A 26826-nucleotide genomic window follows, 5' to 3' on the forward strand; every position below is an offset into this window, starting at 1 on the left:
AGCAGGCATGAGCATAGGTGGCACTTCCATCGAACAGGCATTGGCATCGCTGTCGGACATGACGGGCGGCATGGCCGCCATCGGCAAGGAGGAACATGCGCAACGCATCGCCAAGGCGCAAGCGTTCATGCGCGAACAGGGCATCGCCGCCATCTACCTGAACGCGGGCGCCAACCTCACCTATTTCACGGGCACCAAATGGTATGCCAGCGAACGCATGGTGGGCGCCATCCTGCCTGCCAGCGGCGAGATCGAATACATCGCGCCCGCCTTCGAGGAAAGCACCTTGACGGGCTTCATGCTCGTCGAAGGCCGTGTCAATTGCTGGGAAGAGCATGAAAGCCCGTACCAGCTGTTCGCCGACGTGCTGGCGCGCATGGGGATAGCCCAGGACGCGAATCAACCGCCGCGCGTGGGCATCTGCGAAAGCGCCGCCTTCTTCATCTATGACGGCATCCGCCCGCTGGCCCCCGGCTACGCGCTGGAAAACGCGCGCACCGTGACGGCGTACTGCCGCAGCAGAAAATCGGAGGCGGAAATCGCCCTGATGCAGCGCGTGATGGACATGACCCTGGCCGTGCACGTGGCCACGGCCAGCATGCTGTACGAGGCATCACGACGGTGGAAGTGGAGGAATTCATCCAGCGCGCGCACCGCAAAGTAGGCGCGCCCCGCTCGTATTTTTGCATCGTGCTGTTCGGCGAAGCGACGGCCTACCCGCATGGCGTCAACTACGTGCAAACCCTGAAGGCGGGCGACACGGTGCTGATCGACACGGGCTGCCAGGTGATGAACTACATCTCCGACATCACGCGCACTTACGTGTTTGGAGCCATCAGCGAACGTCAGCGCAGCGTGTGGAACAGCGAAAAGGCGGCGCAGGCCGCCGCATTCGCCGCCGCCCGGTTGGGCGTGCCCTGCGGCGACGTGGATCGCGCGGCGCGCGTGTCCCTGGAAGCGGACGGCTTCGGCCCCGGCTACAAGCTGCCGGGACTGCCGCACCGCACGGGCCACGGCATCGGCCTCGATATCCACGAGTGGCCTTACCTGGTGGGCAACGACACGACGCCGCTCGACGTGGGCATGTGCTTCTCGAACGAGCCGATGATCTGTATCCCCGGCGAATTCGGCATCCGCCATGAAGACCATTTCTACATGACGGAGAACGGTCCGCGCTGGTTCACGCAACCGGCGCACAGCATCGACGATCCGTTCGGTTTGCGCGCGTAAGCCGGCGCTCCTGTGTTGGATTACGCTGCGCTAATCCAACCTACGCCGCCAATGCCCGGTAGGTCGGATTAGCGCGTAGCGCGTAATCCGACACACCCCCCTGCGCCAGCTTGAACACGGCCAGCGCCGTACCCAGCTGCACGGCCTGCTCCTGCAACGATTCGGCCGCCGCCGACGCTTCTTCCACCAACGCGGAATTCTGTTGCGTCATTTGATCCATGCTGCCGATGGCCACGCCGATGTCCCCGATGCCGGCGCTTTGCGCCTGGCTGGCAGCACTGATTTCGGCCATGATATCGGCCACTTTTTTCACAGAGTCAACGATCTGGCCCATGGTCAGTCCCGCCTCATCGACCAGCTTCGAACCCACGTTGACCTTGGCCACCGAATCGCCGATCAATTGCTTGATTTCTCGCGCCGCAGCCGCGCTGCGCTGCGCCAGGTTGCGCACTTCGGACGCCACCACGGCAAAGCCGCGTCCCTGTTCGCCGGCGCGCGCCGCTTCCACGGCCGCATTCAAGGCCAGGATATTCGTCTGAAAAGCGATGCCGTCGATGACGCCAATGATGTCGACGATGCGTTTCGATGAATCGTTGATCTCGCCCATGGTGGTGACCACCTGACTGACAACTTGCCCGCCCTTCACGGCAACCGACGATGCCGACACCACCAATTCATGCGCCTGGCCCGCGTTGGCGGCGTTGTCGCGCACGGTGGAGGTCAGGCTGTCCATGCTGCGCGCCGTCTGGTCCAGGCTGCCCGCCTGCGATTCCGTGCGCGCGGCCAGGTCTGCATTGCCCTGGGCGATTTCGGCGCTGGCCACCTGGATGGTCTCTGCCGACGCCTTGATGTCGGAAACCATGCCGCCAAGCTTGGCGCGCATGTCCTTCAGCGCCGCCAGCAAGCTGGTCTGGTCGCCCGCCTCGGTCACGATATGCATCGACAGGTCGCCATCGGCCACGGCGCGCGCGATCTGGCGCGCATATTCGGGTTCGCCGCCCAGCTGCTGCCAGATGGCACGCACGACGAAGTGCGACACGGCCACCAGGCAGACGATGACGGCCAGCGCCACGGCGATGCTGGTATTGAGCGCATTGCGCACGTTGGCCGCGCTGCGTTCTATGCCCTGCCTGAACTGCGCTTGCGCCTGTTCATTGGTCTTTGCCAGGTCGGCATTGAGTACCGCCAGCGCGCCCTGCATGCGTGCCACGGCCGCTTGCGGGTCGCCCTCTTCCATTTCCAGCATGATGCGCGCCGCGCTCAGGGCCGGCGCATAGTAGGCATCGAATTCCTTGGCCAGCCGCGCACCGTGCTCGCGCTGGCCGGGGATCGCCGCAAAGTCGCCCAGCCTGGCACGCAACTTGACTGCCTGGCCGCCGACTTGCCCGATGCGTTCCTTGTCGCCTTCGCTGACGGCATCGCGCAGGGCGTCGCCGACGGCGGCCACATCCAGGGTCAGCGACTTGGCCAGGTCGAGCACGGGATAGTCGGCGCTTTCCGTGGCGCGGATGGAATTGAGCGTGGCCGTGGACAGATAGGCGCTGACGGCCAGCCCCAGCCCGAAAATCACGGCCGAGACTACAGGTAGCGCCCATATCTTGCGTTTGATGCTCATTGCTGTCTCCTGATGGTATGTGTACCGGGCCGCCGCATGGCGCGCGGCCCGGGGCGGCTTTATGGCGCCGTCAGCACCACTTTGACGCTGGCGTCGACGGCGCTCTTTTCGATATAGCCGATGGCTTTCGGATCGGCCGCCACGACCTTCTTCACATCGGCGCTATTGGCCACTTCCTTCGGCAAGGTCGCCTTGCCCGTGAAGACCAGCTTGGACCACAGGGCCTTCGCCTGCGACGGTTCCTTGTCCGTCACCTTTTGTGTAGAACTCGGCACGCACGGGGGCGCTTTCCGGCTGGTCGATCGGCGTCATGGCCGTCGATTTACCGAGGAAAAACTGCGCCACCTGTTCATTCGTCATCGCGCCGGCGGCGCTCTTGGCATTGACCACCACGACCACTTCGGCCATGGCGGGAACGGCGGTCGACAGCGCCAGCAAGGCAGCCGCAAAAATAAAGGGTTTCATGCGGAGCTCCTCAGAAAACGAAATCGATGGCGGCGGCAGCCACCGTGACGGGGCCATGGAAACCCGGCTTGGCTTGCACGAACAGGCCCGGGCCATTCTTCGGCTTGATGCGGTCGATCTGCACCTTCAAGGCGGCCGAACGGTGGAAGTCCCAGCGCACGCCGATGCTGTCCGTCGATTGTTCGAGCTGGTTGCGCATGGTGGCCAGGGTGTCGACGCCGGCCGACAGGACGCGCAGGGTCGGCGTGCAGGCGGCCGGATAGCCGGCAGGGCAGGATGCGGGCACGGTGTTGTTCACGCGGCCATCGGCCTTCAGGCTGGCGTGGCTGTAGTAGGGCAGGAAGGCGCCCATGCGGTAGCCGCCCATCACGTACCACGAGGTGCTGTCGCTGACATAGCTGTCCGTCTTGCGCTTCGCATATTCGGACTGCAGCAGCACATTGTTCCAGTCCAGGCCCAGGCCCACGGAGGTGAACGACGCCTTCTTGTCCTTGACTTCCAGCGCATCGGCCAGGGCGCCCAGCTGGGCGATCCTGTAGCCGCTGCCGGCCGTGCGCAGGCTGCCCATCAGGGTGTTCAGGCTCGGCGAATCGTTGATCGTCAGCTTGGTCTCGGCACGGCCGAAGCGCACGGTGACGGGACCGTGTTCGGCCACCACGTTCAGGGCGACGATGGACTTGCCTTCCACCTGCACGGTCGAAGCGGGCCCCGTAGCCAGGGTGGCCTTGGTACGGCCCAGCGCCAGCTGCGTGGTGATGCTGGTATCGCCCGCGCTGAACTGGTAGGTCCCGTCGATGCCGTCGATGCTGTTCAGCGGTACCTGCGAATACATTTCGCCCGGCGGACGCAGCATGGTGTTGGCATAGCCGACGTTGCGGTAATCGGAAATCATGAAGACGGGCAGGCCCATGCGGCCGACGCGCACGCTGAAGCTGTCCGATACCTTGGCCTTGGCGAAGGCCCACGCCAGTTCGGCGCCGACATCATCCTCGCCATCCTTGCGCGCCAGGCCCTGCACGGTGGCCGACAGCCACGGGGTGACGGTCACATTGGCTTGCAATCCCAGGTTGGAATCGACGCCCGTGCGGGCGGTGCGGCCGGCACCGGCAGCCTGGTTCGGGCGCGCGAACTGCGCGTTATCGGTATCGGCCATGGTCAGGGCGGCCGTGCCGTAACCGCTGATCTTGACTGCGGGGCCGGTGGGTTCTTCGGCATAGGCATGGCTGATGGCCAAGGGCATGGCCAGCAGGAAAAGCAGGACGTGTTTATTCATAGTAATTAAATACCCGTAGCGGTGAACGTTAATCGTGGAATGGGACTCGAGGTCGATGGCTCACCGGCCGTAACAGGCCGGGTCCGTTTTTTTTTCGCGCCGCCATCGCCTTTGAGGCCTGCATGGCGTGTGACCAGTGAGTAAAACCATGCTACATAGAAAAGGTTTTACGTTGGAAAGTTTTCTTGCGGCAATGAGCGAATTCGCCGCTTTTGATGAAAAAAGCACGCGTTCTAGAGGGGTTTATCTAAATAGCACGCTGTGCAAAACCACACTTAGCCTATATTTTTCATACACTTATGGATAATTCAAGACGAAAAGAATCCGGATAAAAAAAACGCCACCCGCGCGATGATCGCGGGCGGCGCCGATGCAGGCAGTCTTGCGTCTGAAGCTTATTCGCGCTTGGACACCAGGGTCAGGATGTCGTAGCTGGCCACCAATTCCTCGTTCTGATTGGTCACCTGCACGTCCCAAGCGACCACGCCCTGTCCCACTCCAAATACGTCCTTGCGGTTGCGGTCGACCTTGCGCTTGCACGTCAGGCGCGCGCGGATGGTGTCGCCGATGGCGACGGGAGCGACGAAGCGCAGGTTGTCCAGACCGTAGTTGGCCAGCACGGGACCGACGCCGGGCGAGACGAACAGGCCAGCGGCGGCCGACAGCACGAAGTAGCCGTGGGCGATGCGCTTGCCGAACTGCGATTCCTTCGCGGCGATTTCGTCGAAGTGCATGTAGAAGAAATCGCCCGAGATGCCGCCGAAGGCGACGATGTCCGCTTCGCTGACGGTGCGGCGGTGCGTGAGCAGCGAGTCGCCCGTCTTCAAGTCCTCGAAGTGCTTGCGGAACGGGTGGATCGGGCTTTCGTTGACGTCCGCGCCGCGCACGTATTCACCGGTGATCGCCGCCAGCATGGTCGGCGAGCCTTGCACGGCCGCCCGTTGCAGGTAATGGCGCACGGCGCGCACGCCGCCCAGTTCCTCGCCGCCGCCCGCGCGGCCAGGGCCGCCGTGCTTCAGTTGCGGCAAGGGCGAGCCGTGACCCGTCGAGTCGACGGAGGCCACGCGCTCGAGCACGTGCACGCGGCCATGCGTGGCCGCCACCTGCGGCACCACGCGCGCGGCGATCTTCGGATCGCGCGTCACCAGGGTGCTCACCAGGCTGCCCTTGCCGCGCGCGGCCAGGGCCAGCGCTTCATCGATATCCTTGTAACCCATCATGGTGCTGACGGGGCCGAACGCTTCCACGTCATGCACGGCATCGTTGCCGAAGGCATCGCGGCACAGCAGCAAGGTCGGCGAGAAGAAGCTGCCGTCCTGCGCGCCTTCGCCGAGCGGATTGAATCCGTCGCCCGCACCGAACACCACTTCATTATCCTGCGACAGGGTGGCAACCCGCTCGGCCACGTCATTTTGCTGCTCTTTCGACGCCAGCGCGCCCATGCGCACGCCGTCGATGGACGGGTCGCCCACCACCACCTTGGCCAGGCGCTCGCGCAGGCGCGTGCCGACGGCGTCCATCAGGTGCTCGGGCACGATGATGCGGCGGATCGCCGTGCACTTCTGGCCCGACTTGCCCGTCATCTCGCGCACGACTTCCTTGACGAACAGGTCGAATTCCACGTCGTCTGGCGTGACGTCCGGCGCCAGGATGGCGCAATTGAGCGAATCGGCTTCGCCGTTGAAGGGCACGGACTGGGCGATCAGATTCGGGTTCGTGCGCAGCTTGGCGGCCGTGGCGGCCGATCCCGTGAAGGTGACGAAATCCTGGCCATTCAGGCGGTCCAGCAAGTCGCCCGTGGAGCCGATCACCAGTTGCAGGCTGCCGGCCGGCAGCAAGCCCGATTCATGCATCATGCGCACGACGGCCTGCGTCAGGTAGCTGGTCGCCGTGGCCGGCTTGGCAATGCAGGGCATGGCCGCCAGGAAGCTGGGCGCGAATTTTTCCAGCAAGCCCCAGATGGGGAAGTTAAAGGCGTTGATGTGCACGGCCAGGCCGCCGCGCGGCACCAGGATATGCGTGCCGGCGAAACCGCCCTTCTTGCCCAGCGCGATGGCCGGGCCTTCGTGCAGCACGTTCGACGACGGCAGCTCGTTGCTGCCCATGCTGGCGTAGGCGAACAGGGTGCCCGTGCCGCCTTCGATGTCGACCCAGCTGTCGGCGCGCGTGGCACCCGACAGATGCGAAATCGCATACAGTTCTTCCTTGCGCTCGACCAGGTACAGGGCCAACGCCTTCAGGCGCGCGGCGCGCTGCTGGAAGTCCAGCGCCATCAGGCCCGGCACGCCCGTCTTGCGCGCATACGTGACGGCTTCGTCGAAGTCGATCTTTTCCGCATGCGTGTGATAGATCACGCGGTTGTTCAAGGCGCTGTGCAGGGACACGGCGGCGCTTTCGCCCAGCCAGCGGCCGGCGATCAGGCTTTGCAGGGTGGATATGTGAGCCATGTGGTTTACTCCTATGTAGGTTTTTACTGCGCCGCAGCGTTCTTGTGCAAATGCAGCGGCAAGGCCGATTCGAAATTGAGACGCTGGCGGTTAGCCTCGACTTGCGTCAGGGCTTCCACTTCGCGCATCGTTTGCATCGAGCGCACGGCCAGTTCGTGGTACTGGCCCGTGCCCGAGCTTTTCCATTTGATTTCATCGTCGGTCAGCGCGCGGATGATCTTGGCGGGCGTGCCGACCACCATGCTGCGCGGCGCGACGATCATGCCCGCCTTGACGAAACTCATGGCGGCGACGATGGATTCCTCGCCGATGACGGCGTTATCCATCACCACGGCGTTCATGCCGACGAGCGCGTTGCAGCCGATGCGGCAGCCGTGCAGGACGGCGCCATGGCCGATATGGCCGTCGACTTCGACCACCGTGTCGCAGCCGGGGAAACCGTGCATGACGCAGGTATCCTGCAGGTTCGCGCCCTCTTCCAGGATCAATCGGCCGAAATCGCCGCGGATCGAGGCCAGCGGGCCGATATAGCAGCGCGGGCCGACGATCACGTCGCCGATCAGCACGGCCGACGGTGCACATAGGCGCTGGGGTGGACGACGGGGGTGACGCCGTTGATTTCGTAGACTTTGACCATGTTGCTCTCCAAAACATTATTGCCAGCCGTAGCGGCTGATGTCGGATTACGCGCAAGCGGCTCGGCGCCCCCGCTAATCCGACCTACGTCTTCACATACCCAAGTACGCGCTTTGTACCTGCTCGTTATGCAGCAACTCGGGACCGGGACCGGACAGCGTGATGGCGCCCGTCTCGATAACATAGCCCACGTCGGCGATCGACAAGGCCGCGTGCGCGTTCTGCTCGACGAGGAAGATGGTGATGCCCTGGTCGCGCAGCTCGGCCACGATGCGGAAGATTTCCGCGATCAGGAGCGGCGCCAGGCCCATGCTCGGTTCATCGAGCAGCAGCAGTTGCGGGCGCCCCATCAGCGCGCGCGCCATGGCCAGCATCTGCTGCTGTCCGCCAGAGAGCGTGCCGGCCAGCAGCAGGCGCTTTTCCTTCAGGATCGGGAACAGCCGTACATGCGCTCCATGTCGCCCGCCACGTCCTGTGCCGGGCGTGTAAACGCGCCCAGGCGCAGATTGTCTTCCACCGTCATGGGGCCGAACACTTGGCGTCCTTCCGGCACCTGGCAGATGCCGGCGCGCACGCGCTTGTCGGCGCTCATGCGGCTGACGTCCTGGCCGGCGAAGGCGATGCTGCCGGCGCTGATCGGCTGCACGCCGGAAATCGCCCGCAGCAAGGTCGTCTTGCCGGCGCCGTTCGCGCCCACCAGCGCCACCAGCTGGCCCTGGCGCACTTGCAGGTCGATGCCGTGCAGGGCCTGGATGCGGCCGTAATGGCTGGTCAGGCCGGCGATATCGAGCACCAGCGGTGTCTGAGGTTTTTCCATCTTCATCATGCCGCCACTCCCAGGTATGCCGCCACCACGTCGGGATTGGCGCGCACTTCGGCGGCGGTCCCTTCGGCCAGCTTCTTGCCATAGTCGAGCACCAGGATATGGTCCGACAGATTCATCACCAGTTTCATGTCATGCTCGACCAGCACCACCGTCACGCCCGATTGCGCCACCTTGCGGATCAGGGTTTCGATCTCGCCCGTCTCCGTGTGGTTCAGGCCCGCCGCCGGTTCGTCGAGCAGCAGCACTTTCGGCTTGGCCGCCAGCGCGCGGGCGATTTCCAGGCGTTTTAATGCGCCATACGACATCTGCCCCGCCTCGTCATCGATATGCCGGCCGACGCCGACAAACTCCATCAGGCCCGCTGCCTCGTCGCGGCAGGCCGCATCGGCGCGGCGCACGGACGGCAAACGCAGCATGGAGGCGAACAGGTTCTGGTTCAGGCGCAGGTGCGCGCCCACCATCACATTGTCGATGGCCGTCATGTTCATGCACACCTGCAGGTTCTGGAAGGTGCGGCTCATGCCGCGCCGCGCCAGCGCATCGGGCGGCATGGCGGCCACGTTCTCGCCATTGAGCAGGATCTCGCCCTTGGTCGGCGTGTAGACACCGGTGATCAGGTTGAACAGGGTCGTCTTGCCGGCGCCGTTCGGCCCGATCACGGAGTGGATATTGCCTTCCTTGACGGTGAAGCTCACGTCCTGCACCGCGTGCACGCCGCCGAAGCTCTTGCTCAGATTATTAATCGTCAGCATCTCACACCTCCTGCTCAGCTTTGACGGGCGCCTTCGGCGTGGCGGCCCGCTTGCGCGAACGGCTGGCCAGGCTCGGCACCAACCCCTTGGGCATGAAGATCATGGTGGCCATCAGGATCACGCCGAACACCACCGTTTCCCAGCCTTCAAAACTGGACAGCAGTTGCGGCAGGATCGTCAGCAGCGCCGCGCCGATGATGGAGCCGAAGATCGACGCCATGCCGCCCACCACCACCATCGTCACCAGTTCGATCGAATGGAAAAAGCCGGCCAGGTTGGGCGTGATGAAACCGATGTAATGGGCGCTGATGCTGCCCGCGATGCTGGCAATGACGGCCGACAGCACGAACACACGCACCTTGAAGCGCGTCGTATCGACGCCGACCACACGCGCCGCCACTTCCGAACCGTGGATGGCCTGCAGCGCGCGGCCGACAGGCGAATCGATCAGGTTCAGCGCCAGCCACGTCACCAGCAACAGCAGCACGGCGCACACCAGGTACCACGATTTTTCACCGGCGATTTCCAGGCCGGCGACACTGAAGGCGGCGACGCCGATGCCGTCCGGGCCGCCCGTCCATTGCGTCTCGTTGTTGATGACGATAGAAATGATGATGCCCAGGCCCAGGGTCGCCATGGCCAGGGTATGGCCCTTGAGTTTCAACACGGGACGCGCCAGCAGCAGCGCCAGCAAGCCCGTGGCGACGGCGCCGGCGGCCAGGGCGGCGAGCGGCGGCCAGTTGTAGTGCGTGGTCAGCACGGCCGAGGCATACGCGCCCAGGCCGTAGAAACCCGCGTGGCCCAGACTGATCTGGCCCGTGTAGCCCATCAAGAGGTTCAGGCCGATGACGACGATGGCGTTCAGCGCGATGCGGATCGCCACGTCATAGTAGAACGCATTGCTGAGGAACAGCGGCAGGATGGCCAGCACCAGCGCCAGTACCAGCAAGCCGCCATGGCGCGAGCGAGTGAGTAAATTCTTCATACACGCTCCGAATTTTTAGCGCCAAACAAGCCTTGCGGCAGGAAGAACAGGATCAATAAAATCAGCACGAACGGTACCGCATCCTTGTAGGCCGACGAGATGTAGCCGGCCGTCATGGCTTCGGCGATGCCGAGGATCAGGCCGCCGGCAATCGCGCCCGCGCCGCCGCCCAGGCCACCCAATACGGCGGCGACAAAGCCTTTCAGGCCCAGCATGATGCCCGCGTCATAGGACGTGTACGTGATCGGTGCGACGAGGATGCCGCCCGCCGCGCCCAGCAGAGCCGACAGGCCGAACGAGAACAGCAGCACCTTGCGCGTGTTGATGCCCACCAGTTGCGCGGCCAGCTTGTTGTGCGAGGTGGCCAGCATGGCCTTGCCCATCAGCGTGCGGCCGAAGAACCAGCCCAGCACCAGCACGATGACGACCGTCACGCCCAGCACCCACAGGCTTTGCGGCAGCAGGCTGGCGCCTAGAAATTCGATCGGCGCGTCGCCGGAAAAGGCCGGCAGCGAGTGCGTATCCTTGCCCAGCCAGATTTGCACGAGGCCGCGCAGCACCAGCGAGGCGCCGATGGTAATGATCAAGAGGGTGATGACCTGCGCGTTCTGCGCCGGTTCGATCACGGCTTTTTCCATCAACAGGCCAACGATGCCGGTGGCGATGACGGCCAGGATGATGGCCAGCGGCAGCGGCACGCCGGCGGCCGACATCACGGCGGCCAGCATCCCGCCCAGCATGATGAATTCGCCTTGCGCGAAATTGATCACGCCGCTGGTGTTGTAGATGATGGTAAAGCCCAGCGCCGCCAGCGCGTAGGCGGAACCGACCGTCATCCCGGAATACAGAAATTGTAGAAATTGTGCGACTTCCATGGTGTCTCCATTATGTTCGGCTATGCGCGGGCCGCCTTCGAGGACGGCCTCGCGCAGGTACTCTGGCTTACATCACTTCGACAATTGCCATTCGCCGTTCTTCACTTCCACCATGCGGAAAGCCGACAGGTCCAGGCCCATGTGGTCTTTGGCCGACATGTTGAACACGCCGGTCGTGCCCACAAAACCCTTGGTCTGCTCCAGCGCCGTGCGCACTTTTTCGCGGTCCGTACCGCCGGCGCGCTTGATGGCGTCCACCGACAGGTTCAGGGCGTCGAGCGCATAGCCGCCAAAGGTCGACGGATCGATCTTGTAGCGCTCTTTATACGTCTTGTCGTAGCCGACGACGACGGCCTTTTGCGCGTCGCTGTCGGGCAGCATGGCGCCGATCAAGAGAGCCGGCGTCGGCAGGCGCACGCCTTCGGCGGACTTGCCCGACAGCTTCAGGTATTCGTCCGACGCCACGCCATGCGACTGGTACAGCGGCAGCGCGGCCATACCTAGCTGGCCGTAGTTCTTGGTCACGACCGCCGGGCCCTGGCCCAGGCCGAACACGAAGACGGCCTGCACGCCAGCCGTATTCTTGATGCGCGTGAGCTGCGCCGTGATATCCGTGTCTTTCGGACCGTAGGTTTCATCGGCCACCAGCGTGATGCCGTATTTCGAAGCGACGATCTGCGATTCCTTGCGGCCCGAGGCGCCGAAGCCGCTCGTTTCCGACAGCAGGCCCACCTTGCTGATGCCGCGCTTCTTCATGTCCTCGAACACCTTCTCGGCCGCCATGCGGTCCGTATGCGGCGTCTTGAAGACCCACTTCTTGACCGGATCGATGATTACCACGGCGCCCGCCAGCGAAATGAACGGCACGCTGGCGCGCTCCACCAGCGGCGCCATCGCCATCGTCGCGCCCGTGGTGGTGCCGCCGATCAGCACGTCGACCTTGTCCGACTCGATCAGGCGCTTGGTAAAACCGTTGGCCTTGGCCGCATCGCTGCCGTCGTCGTAGTGCACCAGTTCCAGCTTGCGTCCCAGCACGCCGCCGGCCGCATTGATTTTCTCGATGTACAGCTGCAGGGTTTTCAGTTCCGGGTCGCCCAGGAAGGCGGCCGGACCCGTGACGGACAGCACGGAACCGATCTTGATGTTGTCGGCCGCGTACGCACCCGCGGCAGTCATGGCCAGCACGCCGGCGATCAGGGTTTTCTTGAAGATATTGGCAATCATTGTGGTCTCCACCAGGTTGGCACTACGGTCAATTAATATTGGCGCTTTTTTACAAGCCTGCGCCTTTTTTGTTTTTCTACTTTTTTATACGCGTTCAATGACGACAGCAATACCCTGCCCCACGCCGATGCACATGGTGCACAGCGCATAGCGCCCGCCCGTGCGCTCCAGCTGGTTCAATGCCGCCATCACCAGGCGCGCGCCCGATGCGCCCAGCGGATGGCCGATGGCAATCGCCCCGCCATTCGGGTTCACGTGGGCCGCATTGTCGGCCAGGCCCAGGTCGCGCGTGACGGCCAGCGCCTGCGCCGCAAACGCTTCATTGAGTTCGATGACGTCCATCTGCCCGATGGTGAGTCCCGTCTGCGCCAGCACCTTGCGCGACGCCGGCGAGGGACCAAAGCCCATGATGCGCGGTGCCAGGCCGGCTGTGGCCATGCCCAGCACCTTTGCGCGGGGCGTCAATTTGTATTTATCGACGGCGGCTGCGGACGCGAGCAAAATCGCGCAGGCGCCGTCGTTCAAGCCCGAGGCATTGCCGGCCGTGACCGTGCCGTCCGCTTTCACCACGCCTTTCAATTTCGCCAGCATTTCCAGCGAGGTGTCCGGACGCGGATGTTCATCCATCGTCACCATCTTCGGCTCGCCCTTTTTTTGCGGCACGGCGACGGGCACGATTTCGCGATCGAACACGCCAGCCGCGTTGGCGGCGGCCCAGCGCTGCTGGCTGCGCAAGGCCAGCGCGTCCTGGTCGGCGCGGCTGATGCCAAATTCCACGGCCACGTTTTCCGCCGTTTCCGGCATGGTGTCGATGCCGTACTGCGTTTTCATCTTGCCATTGACGAAGCGCCAGCCCAGGGTCGTGTCTTCGATTTTCGCCGCGCGCGAGAACGCGCTGTCGGCCTTGCCCATCACGAAAGGCGCACGCGTCATGCTTTCCACGCCGCCGGCGATGATCAGCTCCGCCTCGCCCGCCTTGATGGAGCGGGCCGCCATGCCGACGGCGTCCAGGCTGGAGCCGCACAGGCGGTTGATGGTATTGCCCGGCACCGCCGCAGGCAAGCCGGCCAGCAGCGCGGCCATGCGGCCCACGTTGCGGTTGTCCTCGCCCGCCTGATTGGCGCAACCGTAGAACACGTCGTCGATGGCGGACCAGTCGACGGACGGGTTACGGGCGATCAACGCGGCAATCGGCAGCGCACCCAGATCGTCGGCGCGCACGCTGGATAGTGCACCGCCGTAGCGGCCGAAAGGTGTGCGCACGGCGTCACAGATAAAGGCTTCGTTCATGTTTGCTTCCTTGTTCGGGCTATCAGGAGAAAATCTTCGGGCGCTGGTCGACCACGCGGCGGGCCTTGCCCGTCAGGGTGCGTTCGATGCCGGCAGCGGCCACCAGGCGCACGCGCGTGCTCACGCCCACGTGCGTCTTGATGCGGTGTTCCAGCTCGCGCGCCAGGGCATCCGTTTCGCTGGACGAGATGGTGGCGGTCAGGTCGATGCGCAGCTCGGCGATGACTTCGAGCTTGTCGAGGTGGCCGTCGCGCGTGACCACCAGCTGGTATTGCGGCGCCAGCTTCGGCATTTTGAGGATCAGCTCTTCGATCTGGGTGGGGAAGACGTTTACGCCGCGGATGATCAGCATGTCGTCCGAGCGGCCCGTGATCTTGCCGATGCGGCGCATGGAGCGCGAGGTGGGCGGCAGCAAGCGGGTCAGGTCGCGCGTGCGGTAGCGGATGACAGGCAGCGCTTCCTTCGACAGCGAGGTGAAGACAGTTCGCCCTCCTCGCCATCCGGCAGCACTTCGCCCGTTTCGGGATCGATGATCTCGGGATAAAAATGGTCTTCCCAGATGACGGGACCATCCTTGCTTTCGATGCATTCGGACGCCACGCCAGGCCCCATCACTTCGGACAGGCCATAGATGTCGACGGCGTCGATGCCGGCGCGCGCCTCGATTTCCGAACGCATGGCGTCCGTCCACGGTTCCGCGCCGAAGATGCCCACCTTCAGCGACGATTCGGCCGGGTCCAGGCCCTGGCGCGTGAACTCCTCGATGATGTTGAGCATGTAGGACGGCGTGACCATGATGATCGATGGCTTGAAATCCTGGATCAACTGCACTTGCTTTTCCGTCTGCCCGCCGGACATCGGGATAACCGTGCAGCCCAGGCGCTCGGCGCCGTAGTGCGCGCCCAGGCCGCCCGTGAACAGGCCGTAGCCGTAGGAGATATGCACCATGTCGCCCGCGCGGCCGCCGCCGGCGCGGATCGAGCGCGCCACCACGTTGGCCCAGGTATCGATGTCGTTCTGCGTGTAGCCTACCACCGTGGCCTTGCCCGTGGTGCCGCTGGACGCGTGGATGCGCACCACTTGCTCGCGCGGCACGGCGAACAGGCCAAACGGGTAATTGTCGCGCAAGACTTTTTTATCGGTGAACGGGAATTTCGACAGGTCGGCCAGGGACTTCAGGTCGTCCGGATGCACACCCGCTTCGTCAAAAGCGGCGCGGTAATGGGGCACGTTGTCATACGCGTGCTTGAGCGTCCATTTCATGCGTTCGAGCTGCAGCGCCTGCAGTTCATCCTTGCTGGCGCGCTCGATCGGCTCGAGGTCATTCGGGGCGGGAATTCGTTGGACCATCATTGTCTCCTGTTTAATTCTTTAACTGTTCAATCGGTACTGGCAGTTCAAGCCTGCTCTTGTATGACTTCGCCCGCCACGCGGATCGACTTGCCGCGGAAGAGCGCGATGGCGCGGCCTTCCTGGTTGCTGACCTTGACGTCATAGACGCCGCTCTTGCCGGCCAGCGCCTGCTCGACGGCGTGCGCCGTCAGCACGTCGCCTTCGCGGCCTGGCGCCAGGTAGTCGATGGTGCAGCCGGCGCCCACGGTGTTCAGGTTGTAGCTGTTGCAGGCGAAGGCGAAGGCGCTGTCGGCCAGGGCGAAGATAAAGCCGCCGTGGCAGGTCTGGTGGCCATTGAGCATGTCTGCGCGCACCGTCATCGTCATGCGCGCATGGCCGGGGCCCACGTCGGCCAGGGCGATGCCCATGGCGGCGGTGGCGTTATCGCGCGACAGCATGGAGGCGGCGGCCGCTTCGGCCAAGGCCTGGGCAGCGTGAAATTGGTCTTCCTTATGCATGAAACGGTACTCCATTGGCGAGTTTGCGGCGCAGCAGCGGCGAGACCCGGTAGCGGTCTTCGCCATAGCCTTGCGCCAGGTGGTGCAGCACGGTCACGATCTGTTGAACGCCCACCGCATCGGCCCAGGCCAGCGGCCCGCGCGGGTAATTGACGCCCTTCTGCATGGCGATATCGACGGCGTCCGCCGTGCACACGCCCTGGTTGACGGCGTCGGCCGCCTCGTTGGCCAGCATGGCGACGGTGCGCATGACGGCCAGGCCAGGCACGTCGTCCAGGCGCGTGACGGTGAAACCGGCCGCCTGGAACAGGCCGACGACGGCCGCGTAGGCGGCGTCGCTGCACTGGTCGGCGCGGGCCACGGCGATGCGCTTGGCACCGGCGTAATCGAGCGCCAGGTCGAACAGCACCGTGTCCGGATGCTGGTTGTCGTGCGCGCGCTGGGTGGCGCTGCGGCCATCGGTCAGATAAATCGCGGCGCCATGGCAATGCAGGGCCGGCGCTTCGTCGTGTGTCTGGCCTTCCTGCGTCACGCGGCGGCTGACCGTGATGCCAGCCTGCTCCAGCCGCTGCACCAGGCTGCGAATGATGCCGCTGTGGCCACGGCCATCGCCGCCGATGGCGGCCGACAGGGCGACGAATTCCGGCTTCGGCTGCGGGGCTTCCGCCTGCGCGACAGGGGCAGCCGCGCCTTCGCCATACTGATAAAAACCACGGCCCGATTTGCGGCCCAGGAAACCGGCGTTGACCATTTCCTGCTGCAGCACGGACGGCGTGAAGCGCGGGTCGTTGAAATAGGCGCCGAACACGGATTGCGTGACGGAGAAATTCACGTCATGGCCGATCAGGTCCATCAATTCGAAGGGGCCCATGCGGAAACCGCCCGCTTCGCGCAGCACGGCATCGATGGTGGCGGGGTCGCCCGCCTGCTCGTTCAACAGGCGCCAGCCTTCCGCATAGAACGGACGGGCGACGCGGTTGACGATGAAGCCGGGCGTCGATTTCGCATGCACGGGGTTCTTGCCCCAGGCGATCGAGGTGTCGTAGACGGTGGCGGCAACTTGTTCACTGGTGGCCAGGCCACTGATCACTTCCACCAGCGCCATCAGGGGCACGGGATTAAAGAAAAGCATGCCGACCAGGCGTTCCGGGCGGCGCAGCTTGGCGGCGATGGCCGTGACGGAAATCGACGAGGTATTCGTCGCCAGGATGCAGTCGTCGCTGACCAGCGCTTCCAGTTCCGCGAACAGGCCGCGCTTGACGTCGAGATTTTCCACGATGGCCTCCACCACCAGGGATGCATCGCTCACATCGGCCAGGCTGCCGGCCGCCTGCAGGCGCGCCGTGGCGGCTGCCGCATCGTCAGCCGTCATGCGGCCCTTTTCGGCCAGCTTCGCATACATCTTGCCAATGTCGAGCAAGGCCTTGCTGACGGCTTCCGCGCGCGTGTCGTACAGTTTGACGCGGTAACCGGCGGCGGCGGCCACCTGCGCGATGCCGGCGCCCATGGCGCCGCTGCCGATGACGGCGACGATACTGTTGTTTGCCAATGCGGTCATATCAATGTCCCTTGAATTGCGGTGTGCGTTTTTCCATGAAGGCGGCCACGCCTTCGCGGTAATCGTCGCTGTTACCGAGATCGCTCATCATGCGCGCTTCCAGCGCAAGCTGCTGCGGCAGGGTATTGGCGCCGCTGGCGGCCAGCGCCTGCTTGGTATACGCCAGGCCCTTGGTCGGCGCCGTGGAAAAGTGCACGGCCAGCTTGCGCGTCTCTTCCGCCAGCTGCGCGTCGTCCACGCATTTCCAGATCAGGCCCCAGTCTTCCGCTTTTTCCGCCGTCAGTTTTTCGCCGAGCATGGCCAGGCCCATGGCGCGCGCCGAACCGATCAGCCGTGGCAGGAAGAAGGTGCCGCCCGTGTCCGGGATCAGGCCCAGCTTGCAGAACACTTCGACGAAACTGGCCGACTTGCCGGCGATGACGATGTCGCAGGCCAGCGCCAGGTTGGCGCCCGCACCCGCGGCCACGCCGTTAACGGCGCAGATCACTGGCATAGGCAAGGCTTTCAAGGCCAGCACCAGCGGCGCGTAGTTCTTTTCCACCGACTCGCCCAGGTCCACGCCCTTCGAACCGGGTTCCACGGCGCGGTCGGACAAATCCTGGCCCGCGCAAAAGCCGCGGCCCGCGCCCGTCAGCACGAAGACGCGCACGGTGCTGTCGGCGTTCACTTGCGCAATCGCGTCGCGCACTTCCTCGTGCATGGCTTGCGTAAAGCTATTGAGCTTGTCGGGACGGTTCAGGGTCAGAGTGGCGATACCCTGCTCGATGGTGAAGAGGATGTTTTGGTAGGTCATGGCGTCTCGCTTTTGTAATGGATACGGCAGGGCGTCAGCCCTGCGCCGGCTTTATTCAGCCTGGTCGAAGTCCACCACGACCTTGTCGGTCAATGGAAAACTCTGGCAACTGAGGACGAAGCCGCGCGCCACTTCGTAGTCTTCCAGCGCGTAGTTGACGTCCATCTCGACCTTGCCGTCGAGGATCTTGCAGCGGCAGGTCGAGCACACGCCGCCCTTGCACGAGTAGCGCATGTCCAGCCCATGGCGCAGGCCCGCGTCGAGGATGGACTCCTTGTCCTTGTCCATCGTGAAGGTAGTGTGGTTGCCATCCATGATGACGGTCACTTCCGTTTCCTGCACCGCATCCGCAGCCAGCTGGGCGCGTGGCTTGTGGGCGTTTTTCGGGATGCTGGCGGCGAACAGTTCAATCTTGATGTTCTGCTTGGGCATGCCGGCTGCCTGCAGGGCGGCGGAGACACCGAGCATCATGTCTTCCGGGCCGCAGATGAAGGCGTTGTCGTAGTCTTCGACCTTGATCCAGTGCTGCAGGAATTGCTCGCATTTTTCCTGCGTGATGCGGCCGTTGAACAATTCGATGTCCTGCTGCTCGCGGCTCATCACGTACACCAGGTTCAAGCGCTCCAGGTACACATCCTTCAAATCCGTCAATTCTTCCTTGAAGATGACGGACGACGAGGCGCGGTTGCCGTAGAACAGGGTGAAACGGCTCAGGGGTTCCGTCAGCAGGGTCGTCTTGATGATGGAGAGGATGGGCGTGATGCCGCTGCCGGCCGCAAACGCCAGGTAGTGCTTGCGGTTGACGCAATCGAGCGGCACGTTGAAGTGGCCCATGGGCGGCATCACCTCGATGGTGGCGCCGGCTTTCAGGGTATCGTTGGCCCAGGTGGAAAAGGCGCCGCCCGGCGTGCGCTTGATGGCCACGCGCAGGGTGCCGTCCTGCACCGCCGAACAGATGGAATACGAACGGCGCACGTCTTCCGCATTGATATTGGCGCGCAGGGTCAGGTGCTGGCCCTGCTGGAAGCGGAACTGCTGCTGCAGTTCCGCTGGCACGTCGAACGTGACGGCGATGGTGTCGCGCGTTTCATTGCGCACGTTGGCCACGGACAGCGGATAAAATTTACTCATGCTTCATCTCCAGTTTCTTCGGAACGTGTGCCTGATTTTTTTAGTGGCACTTGAAGTAGTCAAACGGTTCGCGGCAAGCCAGGCATTTGTACAGTGCCTTGCACGGCGTGGAGCCGAACTGGCTGGTCAGCTGCGTATGCGTCGAGCCACAGTTCGGGCAGATCACGTCCAGCTTCGGCATCGGTTGCCGTTTCACGCCACCACGCAAGCCACTGATGTCGATCACCTGCTGCTGCGGCGGGGCGATGCCATAGCCTTTCAGCTTGGCCTTGCCCGCTTCGCTCATCCAGTCCGTGGTCCAGGCGGGCGCCAGCTGGTTCACCAGGGTCACCCTGGCCACGCCATGGCTGCGCAAGGCATCGGTGACGGCGTCGGCGATCACCTGCATCGCCGGGCAGCCCGAATACGTGGGCGTGATCGTCACGACGCACTCTTCGCTGCTGACGACATCAACGGCGCGCACGATACCCAGGTCCACCACCGAGATGACGGGGATTTCCGGGTCGGGCACCTCGCCCAGCCAGGTCCAGACCTGTGCCGCGTCCAGCGCTGCGGCGCCACCGGCCGTGTTCATTACCACTCCGCCCCGGGATAGGCGCGCTGCAGGAACTGCATCTCGGCCAGGATAAAACCCAGGTGCTCCGTGTGCGTGCCCTGCTTGCCGCCCTTTTGCATCCAGGCGTCGGGCGCCGGCATGACCAGCGTCGCTTCGGCGAATATCTCGGCCACGTGTTCGAGGAAGGCCCGGCGCAGCACGTCCGATGGCGGCGCGATGCCGGCGGCGACCATGGCCTGGTCGACGGCGTCGTACGTGAACATCTCGCCCGTGTACATCCACAGCTTGTCGGCCGCGGCCTGCGTTTTCGCATGGCTGTCCGCCGTGCCGTCGCCGAGACGCACGATCAGGTCGCCGCTGCGACGCAAGTGATAGGTCACTTCCTTGATCGACTTTTGCGCCACGTCGACGATGCGGGCATCCGCCGATTTTGTCAGTTCCAGCAGCTGAAAGTAGTGCCAGCTGTCGAAGAAGAACTGGCGCATCATGGTGTCGGCGTAATTGCCGTTCGGCTGTTCGACCAGCAGGCAGTTCTTGAAATCGTGGGCATCGCGCAAGAAGGCGATGTCGTCCTCGTCGCGGCCGGCGTTTTTTCCAGTTCGGCCGCATAGCTGAACCACAAGCGCGTCTGGCCCAGCAAGTCGAGCGCCACGTTGGTCAGCGCCATGTCTTCTTCCAGCGCCGGGCCCTTGCCGCACAGCTGCGACAGCTGCTGGCTGAGGATCAGGGCATTGTCGCCCAAACGCAGGAGGTAGTTGACCTTGTCATCCATTGCAGGCGCTCCCATCACAGATTCTTGACTTCTTCCGGCATCGGGAAGAAGGTGGGATGGCGGTACACCTTGCTGTTCGACGGTTCGAACAGGGCGCCCTTGTCACCGGGGCTGCTGGCGACGATATCGGCCGCGCGCACCACCCAGATGCTCACGCCTTCATTGCGGCGCGTGTAAACGTCGCGCGCATGGTTGACCGCCATGGCGGCGTCGGAAGCGTGCAGGCTGCCCACATGCTTGTGCGCCAGGCCGTGCTGGCTGCGGATGAACACTTCCCACAATGGCCATTCTTTGCTCATGTTGCTATCCCCTTTTTATAGATATTTCAGGCTGCCGCTTTGCTAGCGGCTTGCTTGTCTGCATACGCGACCAAGGCATCGCGGAACCATGCACCGTCTTCATACGCTTTCACGCGCGTTTGCAAACGCTCGCGGTTGCACGGGCCGTTGCCCTTCAGGACATTGTTGAACTCGGACCAGTCGATCTCGCCGAATTCATAGTGGCCCGTTTCCGCATTGAACTTCAGGTCGGGATCGGGCACGGTCAAGCCCAGGTATTCGATTTGCGGCACGGTCTGGTCGACCATGCGCTGGCGCAATTCATCGTTCGAAAACAGCTTGATGCGCCATTGCGCCGATTGGGCGCTGTTGACGGAGGCGGCGTCGGACGGGCCGAACATCATCAACGATGGCCACCACCAGCGGTTCAAGGCATCCTGCGCCATGGCTTTCTGCTCGGGCGTGCCCTTGCACAGCGACATCATGATGTCGTAGCCCTGGCGCGCATGGAACGATTCTTCCTTGCAGACGCGGATCATGGCGCGCGCATACGGACCGTAGGAGCAGCGGCACAGGGGAATCTGGTTGATGATGGCGGAGCCGTCGACCAGCCAGCCGATGGCGCCCATGTCGGCCCACGACAGGGTGGGATAGTTAAAGATGCTGGAATACTTGGCTTTGCCCGAGTGCAAGGCGGCCAGCAAGTCGTCGCGCGAAACGCCCAGGGTTTCCGCGGCGCTGTACAGGTACAGGCCGTGGCCCGCTTCGTCCTGGATCTTCGCCAGCAGGATCGACTTGCGTTTCAGGGTCGGCGCGCGCGTGACCCAGTTACCTTCAGGCAATTGGCCGACGATTTCCGAGTGCGCGTGCTGCGAAATCTGGCGGATCAGGGTCTTGCGGTAGGCGTCCGGCATCCAGTCCTTGGCCTCGATCTTGATGCCTTCGTCGATGCGCGCCTGGAAAGCGCGCTCTTCCTGGCCCATGTCGTCGATGGAGCGGACGTTCTTGAGGCCGGTTTCAACCATTTGTGCGTACATGATCTGTCTCCCATGTCTTTGATTTTGCGCAGTAACGCGGTGCGATGAACAGATAATACGATACAAAAAACGATTTGCATACACTTGATGTGAGTCATTTTAAAAAATCGTATCTTGTGCAGCTTTTTTGTGCGTATGATATTGCTTATCAGAAAACACTACGGAGCGCCCCCAGCGCTTCCGGCAAATTATTGCCGCGCTACCCGCGCAGCCAAGTAAACTGCTGCTTTTATTGAACCGACCGCAACACGGCCAGACCGGAACCTCATGAAGAACACCCGCTGCACGGCATGGATAGCCGATTTCCTGGAAAGCGACCCACCGCGCTCGAAGTCCCTGGTGATGACCATCTTTGGCGACGCCATCGTGCCGCGCGGCGGCGCCATCTGGCTGGGCAGCCTGATCGAACTGCTGGCGCCATTTGGCGTCAATGACCGGCTATTGCGTACCAGCGTGTTCCGCCTGGCACAGGAAGGCTGGCTCAGCTCACAGCGCGACGGCCGCCGCAGCGCCTATACGATACGCCCGGAGGCGCTGGCCCGCTTCGAACGCGCCTACCGCCGCATCTATGCGCCGCTGGTCGTGCACTGGGATGGCAGCTGGACCCTGGTGATCGGCCCGGCCGGCAGCATCGGCGCGGCCGAACGGGGGGCGCTGCGCAAGGAATTGTTATGGGCCGGCTATGGCTTGATCTCCCCGGGCATCTTTGGCCACCCGGCCAGCAATACGGAAGCGCTGGAAGATATCCTCGTGCGCAACGAGGTGCAAGGCAAGCTGTATGTCTGCCACACAACAGAGTTGCCGGGTGTCAGCACACGCCCCCTGCGCGACATGGTGGGCGAATGCTGGGACTTGTCGGAAGTGATGGCCGGCTACGAAAAATTCATCGCCAGCTTCCAACCCCTGCTGACCCTGCTACAGGAAGCGCCCGTCTTCGATGCGGAGCAAGCCTTCGTCATCCGCTCGCTGCTGACGCACGCCTACCGTCGCGTGCAATTACACGACCCGCAACTGCCCGTCGAACTGCTGCCCGAACCGTGGCCCGGCACGCAAGCCTATGCGCTGGCGCGCGACCTGTACCGCATCACCCATGCGGCCGCCGAGGAACATATCCTGGCCACCCTGCGGCGCGAGGATGAGCATGTGCCCGACGTGGAGCCGTGGTTTTTTGAACGTTTTGGCGGACTGAACACCTGATAAAACGTCCATGGCGGCGTTGCAGGGCCTGGGCGTACGTTCGTACTGCCTGCGGCCCTGCGCCTTGCCCTGGCCATTTTTCAGGTGTTCAGGAATAAGAACACCTATCAAAACCTACTGCGCGTCGGTATTTGCGGCCTGCGATGCTCACTGTACCTTCGTACAGTTGCGCTTCTCAACCACAACTCCCTTCCGCTCGCTACGGTTTTGTTAGGTGTTGTAAGTCACCGCCTGCTCACTGTTTTGCCACCACCTGCTTGGCCCCTGCCAGCAAATCCTGCCCTAGCTTTTCCAACGCATTGGCCTGCACCAGCATGGTGTCAAGGATGGCGGCGTTGAAGGTGAACTCGGCCGGCGTCGTATAGCCGGGGAAACGTATGATGCGCAGCAATTCCTGCAAGGTCGTGCCCTTGCCCAGGTGCGCCAGGGCGTCGCTGAGGGCGCTGATTTTCTTTTCCAGTTCGCGTATGTGGTTGCTATGGTCGTCCATGATGATCTCCCCATGTCGGAGCTTCCACGTTAGCAAAGCACGTCCGTCGTCGTTTGCGCCAGCACAAAGGCGTGGCTAAAACGGGTATCATCGCGCCATTGCACACGATGCAAAACCCATATGTTTTTATCAGGAACACTCATGACCATTAAAATCAGCCAGCAATTCGACGCCGGCGCGATCGAGGTGCTGCGCGCCGACGATGCCCAATCCATCGAGCTGAACATCCGCAAGGATTCCCACGCCGACATCACGCAGTGGTTTTATTTCCGCCTGCAAGGCGCGCAAGGCGAGGCGTGCACGATCCGCTTCATGAACGCAGGCAAGTCGGCCTACCCGGACGGCTGGAAAGATTACCAGGCCGTGGCCAGCTACGACCGCGAAACCTGGTTCCGCGTGCCCACCAGCTTTGACGGCACGGTGATGACCATCGAACACACCCCCGAGGAAGAAAGCGTCTACTACGCCTACTTCGAGCCGTATCCATGGGACCGCCACCTGGCCCTGATCGACAGCGCGCAAGCATCGCCGCTGGTGCGCCTGATCGACCTGGGCAGCACCGTGGAAGGCCGCGACATGAACCTGCTGGTCGTCGGCGACGCCGATGCCGAGAAAAAAGTCTGGGTCATCGCGCGCCAGCATCCGGGCGAAACGATGGCCGAGTGGTTTGTCGAAGGCATGCTCGAAGCCTTGCTGGACCAGGCCAATCCGTTTGCCCGCCAATGCCTGCAGGACGCCGTCTTCTACGTGGTGCCGAACATGAACCCGGACGGTTCCGTGCATGGCAACCTGCGCACCAACGCGGCCGGCGCCAACCTGAACCGCGAGTGGATGACGCCGACGATGGAGCGCAGCCCGGAAGTACTCCTGGTGAAACAGAAAATGCATGAAATCGGTTGCGACCTGTTCCTCGACGTGCATGGCGACGAAGGCCTGCCCTACGTCTTCGTGGCCGGCAGCGATGCGCTGGAAAACTTCACTGCTGAACAAAAGGCCGAGCAAGACCGCTTCATCGCCGACTTCAAGGTGGCCAGCCCCGACTTCCAGGATGAGCACGGCTACGAAGACGGCCCGTTCACGCCGGAAGTGCTGACCATGGGCTCGCCCCACATCACCCATGCCTTCGGCTGCCTGTCGCTGACCCTGGAATTGCCGTTCAAGGACAACGCCAACGATCCCGATGCCCAAACGGGCTGGAGCGGTGCCCGCAGCGCCGCCCTGGGCGCTGCCGTGCTGCAGCCTATCCTGTCCACCTTGCGCGCCTGAGCGCCAGGGCCGACACGGCCCGCCTGATCCCATGCCCCGCTCGCCGGGGCTTTTTTTTTTTGACCGCACGACAAGCGTTGCTGGCCGAGCAGATTTTTTTCTTAACATCTTGCTTGCCAGAAATTATCGTCCTACACTAAGCAACAGAATCGGGCCGCGCCACGCTGCGCGGCCCCGCAAGAATATCTCGCCGGGCGGGTCGCCATGACTTCCCGGCCACCGGCAATACGCATCCACGGCCTTGTCCCTGCCGAATTAGCTTTCTGTAACGCAAACTGACCGCATCAGCATCGTCTTGAATGGACACCGCCTGTCCGCGGGACGATTCCCTGCGCACGCTTTCCGCTTTTCGCCGAGGATGAATGACCTATGTCTAAGCTTAAAATCAGCACCCGCCTGGCCTGCAGTTTCGGCCTGATCATTATCCTGCTTGCCATGGTGGCATTTGTTTCCGTCAGCCGCATTCGCAACATCAACACCTCGACGGAAAAAATTCTCAACGACCGCTACGTCAAGGTCATGCTGTCGAATACGATACAGTCCGAGGTCAATATCCAGGCCCGACTGCTGAGCATCGCCATCATCGGCGCCAACGATGCTGACGAAGTCAGCAGTTCCGTGACCAAGATTCAGGCCTCGGTCAAAAAGAACCTGGAACTGCTGGCGCGCCTGAAAACCATGGTCAATACGCCCAAGGGCCAGGAACTGTTACAGGCCGTGATGACCAGCCGTGAAAGCTATGCCAGGACGCGCGATGCGAATATCAAGCTGTTACAAGAAGGCAAGTCGGAAACGGCGGGCATCTTCCTGTTGACTCAGCTGCGCTATCCGCAAGAAAAATTCTTGACTGCTCTGGCGGCCATGGCCAGCTTCCAGGAATCGCTGATGGAAAGCGAAGGCAAGCAAGCCGCCGCCGATGGGCGCATGGCCATCATCCTGACCTTGTCCCTGTCCATCGCGGCGACGGCCATTGCCATCGCGCTGGCCGTCCTGATCAGCCGCTCCATCAGCCGGCCCATCGCCGAAGCCGTCAAGGTGGCGCAACGGGTGGCGGCGGTGACTTGTCGGTCAGCATCGACGCGCGCGGCAACGATGAGACGGGCCTGCTGCTGCGCGCCCTGAAAGACATGAACGACAATCTCCAAGGCATCGTGGCCCGCGTGCGCCATGGCACGGATGCCATCGCCCATGGCTCGCGTGAAATCGCCTCCGGCAATATGGACCTGTCCTCGCGCACGGAACAGCAAGCCAGCTCGCTGGAAGAAACGGCCTCGTCGATGGAAGAACTGACGTCGACCGTCAAACAGAATGGCGAAAACGCGCGCCAGGCCAACCAGATGGCGCAATCGGCCTCCAGCGTGGCCAGCAAGGGCGGCCAGGTGGTGGCGGAAGTGATCACGACCATGGACTCCATCAATGCCTCGTCGAAGAAAATCGTCGACATCATCAGCGTCATCGACGGCATTGCCTTCCAGACCAATATCCTGGCCCTGAATGCGGCCGTGGAAGCGGCCAGGGCGGGCGAACAGGGACGGGGCTTTGCCGTGGTAGCCACGGAAGTGCGCAACCTGGCCCACCGCTCCGCCTCCGCCGCCAAGGAAATCAAGATCCTCATCGATGATTCCGTGCACCAGGTCAGTCTCGGCAGCACCCTCGTGAACCAGGCGGGCAGCACCATGGAAGAGATCGTCAATAGCGTGCGGCGCGTCACGGACATCATGGCCGAGATCACGTCCGCCAGCAACGAACAGGAAGCGGGGATCGAACAAATCAACCAGGCCATCACGGAAATGGATGCCGTGACCCAGCAAAATGCCGCCCTCGTGGAAGAAGCGGCTGCCGCCTCCGAAGCGCTGCAGGATCAGGCAGGCATCCTGGCCGAAGCCGTCAGCGTGTTCAAGCTCGACGGCACGCAGGCGCTGCCAGCCACCGCGCCAGCACCGCGGCCGGCGCCAAAGCCGGCGCCACAGCCCGCAGCCACCAAGGCGGTCCAGCCCCGTCTCGTCGCCCAGGCGCCCGCCAGCCGCAAGAGCGCCGCACCCGCCATGGCGGAGGAAGGCGAGTGGGAACAATACTGACCGAGCCGCAGCCAGCCGCCCGTGCCGCCCTCTGGCACGGCGGGCGGCACCGCCATGGCGCAGCGCAGCATCGCAAATCGTTGCCACACCGGCCATTGCTGCCTATACTGGGCGCAGCATTGCCTGTCCCTCACCTTGCCGATAGCGACCCCACCTATGACCATCAAAGACCAGCCACGCGCTGAGGCGCGATTTTCACCGA

Annotated in this window: 20 protein-coding genes and 6 pseudogenes; 5 read left to right on the forward strand and 21 right to left on the reverse strand. The window is 63.2% G+C overall.

Annotated elements, in window-relative coordinates:
- Positions 1-7: 7 nt before the first annotated feature.
- Both ACQVLG_RS03830 and ACQVLG_RS03835 read left to right on the forward strand, forming a co-directional pair.
- Positions 8-664, forward strand: a complete 657-nt coding sequence (locus tag ACQVLG_RS03830; RefSeq protein ID WP_474292889.1) for an aminopeptidase P family N-terminal domain-containing protein — start codon at positions 8-10, stop codon at positions 662-664.
- Positions 622-1230: a M24 family metallopeptidase gene (locus ACQVLG_RS03835; RefSeq protein WP_474292890.1), complete on the forward strand. Its 609-nt coding sequence runs from the start codon at positions 622-624 to the stop codon at positions 1228-1230. Before ACQVLG_RS03830 ends, ACQVLG_RS03835 begins: the two co-directional genes overlap by 43 nt.
- A 40-nt stretch (positions 1231-1270) precedes the next feature.
- On the opposite strand, the gene ACQVLG_RS03840 is transcribed toward ACQVLG_RS03835, so the two are convergent.
- The 20 genes and pseudogenes from ACQVLG_RS03840 to paaA form a co-directional block, all read right to left on the reverse strand.
- Entirely contained in the window at positions 1271-2845 is a 1575-nt protein-coding gene (locus ACQVLG_RS03840) for a methyl-accepting chemotaxis protein (RefSeq protein ID WP_474292891.1), read from the reverse strand.
- Positions 2846-2904: 59 nt separating this feature from the next.
- Positions 2905-3310: pseudogene (locus ACQVLG_RS03845) on the reverse strand (type 2 periplasmic-binding domain-containing protein).
- A gap of 10 nt (positions 3311-3320) precedes the next feature.
- Positions 3321-4583, reverse strand: a complete 1263-nt coding sequence (locus tag ACQVLG_RS03850) for a hypothetical protein (protein WP_474292892.1) — start codon at positions 4581-4583, stop codon at positions 3321-3323.
- A gap of 395 nt (positions 4584-4978) precedes the next feature.
- Positions 4979-7030 carry a phenylacetic acid degradation bifunctional protein PaaZ gene (paaZ, locus tag ACQVLG_RS03855; protein ID WP_474292894.1) on the reverse strand — a complete coding sequence of 684 codons (2052 nt, stop codon included), beginning with the start codon at positions 7028-7030 and terminating at the stop codon, positions 4979-4981.
- Positions 7031-7053: 23 nt separating this feature from the next.
- Positions 7054-7667 (reverse strand): annotated as a pseudogene (locus ACQVLG_RS03860) (phenylacetic acid degradation protein PaaY).
- 91 nt (positions 7668-7758) lie between these two features.
- Positions 7759-8459: pseudogene (locus tag ACQVLG_RS03865) on the reverse strand (ABC transporter ATP-binding protein).
- A gap of 29 nt (positions 8460-8488) precedes the next feature.
- Positions 8489-9244 carry an ATP-binding cassette domain-containing protein gene (locus ACQVLG_RS03870; RefSeq protein ID WP_131685593.1) on the reverse strand — a complete coding sequence of 252 codons (756 nt, stop codon included), beginning with the start codon at positions 9242-9244 and terminating at the stop codon, positions 8489-8491.
- A gap of 1 nt (position 9245) precedes the next feature.
- Entirely contained in the window at positions 9246-10229 is a 984-nt protein-coding gene (locus ACQVLG_RS03875; protein WP_230538974.1) for a branched-chain amino acid ABC transporter permease, read from the reverse strand.
- On the reverse strand, positions 10226-11104 hold the full coding sequence (locus ACQVLG_RS03880; RefSeq protein WP_070224249.1) for a branched-chain amino acid ABC transporter permease: 879 nt from the start codon (positions 11102-11104) through the stop codon (positions 10226-10228). Before ACQVLG_RS03880 ends, ACQVLG_RS03875 begins: the two co-directional genes overlap by 4 nt.
- A 72-nt stretch (positions 11105-11176) precedes the next feature.
- On the reverse strand, positions 11177-12328 hold the full coding sequence (locus tag ACQVLG_RS03885; RefSeq protein ID WP_474292897.1) for an ABC transporter substrate-binding protein: 1152 nt from the start codon (positions 12326-12328) through the stop codon (positions 11177-11179).
- An 84-nt stretch (positions 12329-12412) separates the two neighbouring features.
- Positions 12413-13618 (reverse strand): 3-oxoadipyl-CoA thiolase, encoded by a 1206-nt coding sequence (gene pcaF / locus ACQVLG_RS03890; protein WP_230538977.1) that lies wholly within the window; start codon positions 13616-13618, stop codon positions 12413-12415.
- 22 nt (positions 13619-13640) lie between these two features.
- A pseudogene (gene paaK, locus ACQVLG_RS03895) lies at positions 13641-14968 on the reverse strand (phenylacetate--CoA ligase PaaK).
- 47 nt (positions 14969-15015) lie between these two features.
- Positions 15016-15468 (reverse strand): hydroxyphenylacetyl-CoA thioesterase PaaI, encoded by a 453-nt coding sequence (gene paaI / locus ACQVLG_RS03900; protein ID WP_474292899.1) that lies wholly within the window; start codon positions 15466-15468, stop codon positions 15016-15018.
- Positions 15461-17026 (reverse strand): 3-hydroxyacyl-CoA dehydrogenase PaaH, encoded by a 1566-nt coding sequence (gene paaH, locus ACQVLG_RS03905; RefSeq protein ID WP_474292901.1) that lies wholly within the window; start codon positions 17024-17026, stop codon positions 15461-15463. The genes paaI and paaH overlap by 8 nt, the downstream gene beginning before the upstream one ends.
- Position 17027: 1 nt before the next feature.
- Positions 17028-17819 (reverse strand): 2-(1,2-epoxy-1,2-dihydrophenyl)acetyl-CoA isomerase PaaG, encoded by a 792-nt coding sequence (gene paaG / locus ACQVLG_RS03910; RefSeq protein WP_230538980.1) that lies wholly within the window; start codon positions 17817-17819, stop codon positions 17028-17030.
- A 51-nt stretch (positions 17820-17870) separates the two neighbouring features.
- A complete protein-coding gene (gene paaE, locus ACQVLG_RS03915; protein ID WP_474292903.1) occupies positions 17871-18950 on the reverse strand; it encodes a 1,2-phenylacetyl-CoA epoxidase subunit PaaE in 1080 nt (359 codons plus the stop codon).
- A gap of 40 nt (positions 18951-18990) precedes the next feature.
- A complete protein-coding gene (gene paaD / locus ACQVLG_RS03920) occupies positions 18991-19524 on the reverse strand; it encodes a 1,2-phenylacetyl-CoA epoxidase subunit PaaD (RefSeq protein ID WP_474292905.1) in 534 nt (177 codons plus the stop codon).
- Positions 19524-20278: pseudogene (gene paaC, locus ACQVLG_RS03925) on the reverse strand (1,2-phenylacetyl-CoA epoxidase subunit PaaC). Before paaC ends, paaD begins: the two are co-directional and overlap by 1 nt.
- Positions 20279-20292: 14 nt before the next feature.
- Entirely contained in the window at positions 20293-20577 is a 285-nt protein-coding gene (gene paaB / locus ACQVLG_RS03930; protein ID WP_070224239.1) for a 1,2-phenylacetyl-CoA epoxidase subunit PaaB, read from the reverse strand.
- 26 nt (positions 20578-20603) lie between these two features.
- Positions 20604-21593 carry a 1,2-phenylacetyl-CoA epoxidase subunit PaaA gene (paaA, locus tag ACQVLG_RS03935; RefSeq protein WP_474292907.1) on the reverse strand — a complete coding sequence of 330 codons (990 nt, stop codon included), beginning with the start codon at positions 21591-21593 and terminating at the stop codon, positions 20604-20606.
- A gap of 267 nt (positions 21594-21860) precedes the next feature.
- On the opposite strand from paaA, the gene paaX reads away from it, so the two are divergent.
- The gene (gene paaX, locus ACQVLG_RS03940) at positions 21861-22790 is read left to right on the forward strand and encodes a phenylacetic acid degradation operon negative regulatory protein PaaX (protein WP_474292909.1); all 930 of its coding nucleotides are present in this window, start codon (positions 21861-21863) and stop codon (positions 22788-22790) included.
- A gap of 235 nt (positions 22791-23025) precedes the next feature.
- Here paaX and ACQVLG_RS03945 read toward each other — a convergent pair whose 3' ends face one another.
- Positions 23026-23280 (reverse strand): hypothetical protein, encoded by a 255-nt coding sequence (locus ACQVLG_RS03945; RefSeq protein WP_230538985.1) that lies wholly within the window; start codon positions 23278-23280, stop codon positions 23026-23028.
- 141 nt (positions 23281-23421) lie between these two features.
- On the opposite strand from ACQVLG_RS03945, the gene ACQVLG_RS03950 reads away from it, so the two are divergent.
- On the forward strand, positions 23422-24546 hold the full coding sequence (locus ACQVLG_RS03950) for a M14 family metallopeptidase (RefSeq protein WP_474292912.1): 1125 nt from the start codon (positions 23422-23424) through the stop codon (positions 24544-24546).
- Between the two features lie 369 nt (positions 24547-24915).
- Positions 24916-26624 (forward strand): annotated as a pseudogene (locus ACQVLG_RS03955) (methyl-accepting chemotaxis protein).
- Positions 26625-26826: the final 202 nt, after the last annotated feature.

It is taken from the genome of Janthinobacterium sp. TPC_1 (genome assembly GCF_056037845.1).

Excerpts from the sequence above, each read along its gene's own strand:
- paaX (WP_474292909.1), top strand. The coding sequence starts at position 21,861 with ATGAAGAACACCCGCTGCACGGCATGGATAGCCGATTTCCTGGAAAGC.
- ACQVLG_RS03870 (WP_131685593.1), bottom strand. The coding sequence starts at position 9,244 with ATGCTGACGATTAATAATCTGAGCAAGAGCTTCGGCGGCGTGCACGCG.
- ACQVLG_RS03850 (WP_474292892.1), bottom strand. The coding sequence starts at position 4,583 with ATGAATAAACACGTCCTGCTTTTCCTGCTGGCCATGCCCTTGGCCATC.
- ACQVLG_RS03875 (WP_230538974.1), bottom strand. The coding sequence starts at position 10,229 with ATGAAGAATTTACTCACTCGCTCGCGCCATGGCGGCTTGCTGGTACTG.
- ACQVLG_RS03880 (WP_070224249.1), bottom strand. The coding sequence starts at position 11,104 with ATGGAAGTCGCACAATTTCTACAATTTCTGTATTCCGGGATGACGGTC.
- pcaF (WP_230538977.1), bottom strand. The coding sequence starts at position 13,618 with ATGAACGAAGCCTTTATCTGTGACGCCGTGCGCACACCTTTCGGCCGC.
- paaI (WP_474292899.1), bottom strand. The coding sequence starts at position 15,468 with ATGCATAAGGAAGACCAATTTCACGCTGCCCAGGCCTTGGCCGAAGCG.
- paaD (WP_474292905.1), bottom strand. The coding sequence starts at position 19,524 with ATGAACACGGCCGGTGGCGCCGCAGCGCTGGACGCGGCACAGGTCTGG.
- ACQVLG_RS03885 (WP_474292897.1), bottom strand. The coding sequence starts at position 12,328 with ATGATTGCCAATATCTTCAAGAAAACCCTGATCGCCGGCGTGCTGGCC.
- paaA (WP_474292907.1), bottom strand. The coding sequence starts at position 21,593 with ATGTACGCACAAATGGTTGAAACCGGCCTCAAGAACGTCCGCTCCATC.
- ACQVLG_RS03950 (WP_474292912.1), top strand. The coding sequence starts at position 23,422 with ATGACCATTAAAATCAGCCAGCAATTCGACGCCGGCGCGATCGAGGTG.
- paaH (WP_474292901.1), bottom strand. The coding sequence starts at position 17,026 with ATGACCGCATTGGCAAACAACAGTATCGTCGCCGTCATCGGCAGCGGC.
- paaZ (WP_474292894.1), bottom strand. The coding sequence starts at position 7,030 with ATGGCTCACATATCCACCCTGCAAAGCCTGATCGCCGGCCGCTGGCTG.
- paaB (WP_070224239.1), bottom strand. The coding sequence starts at position 20,577 with ATGAGCAAAGAATGGCCATTGTGGGAAGTGTTCATCCGCAGCCAGCAC.
- paaE (WP_474292903.1), bottom strand. The coding sequence starts at position 18,950 with ATGAGTAAATTTTATCCGCTGTCCGTGGCCAACGTGCGCAATGAAACG.
- ACQVLG_RS03945 (WP_230538985.1), bottom strand. The coding sequence starts at position 23,280 with ATGGACGACCATAGCAACCACATACGCGAACTGGAAAAGAAAATCAGC.
- ACQVLG_RS03830 (WP_474292889.1), top strand. The coding sequence starts at position 8 with ATGAGCATAGGTGGCACTTCCATCGAACAGGCATTGGCATCGCTGTCG.
- paaG (WP_230538980.1), bottom strand. The coding sequence starts at position 17,819 with ATGACCTACCAAAACATCCTCTTCACCATCGAGCAGGGTATCGCCACT.
- ACQVLG_RS03840 (WP_474292891.1), bottom strand. The coding sequence starts at position 2,845 with ATGAGCATCAAACGCAAGATATGGGCGCTACCTGTAGTCTCGGCCGTG.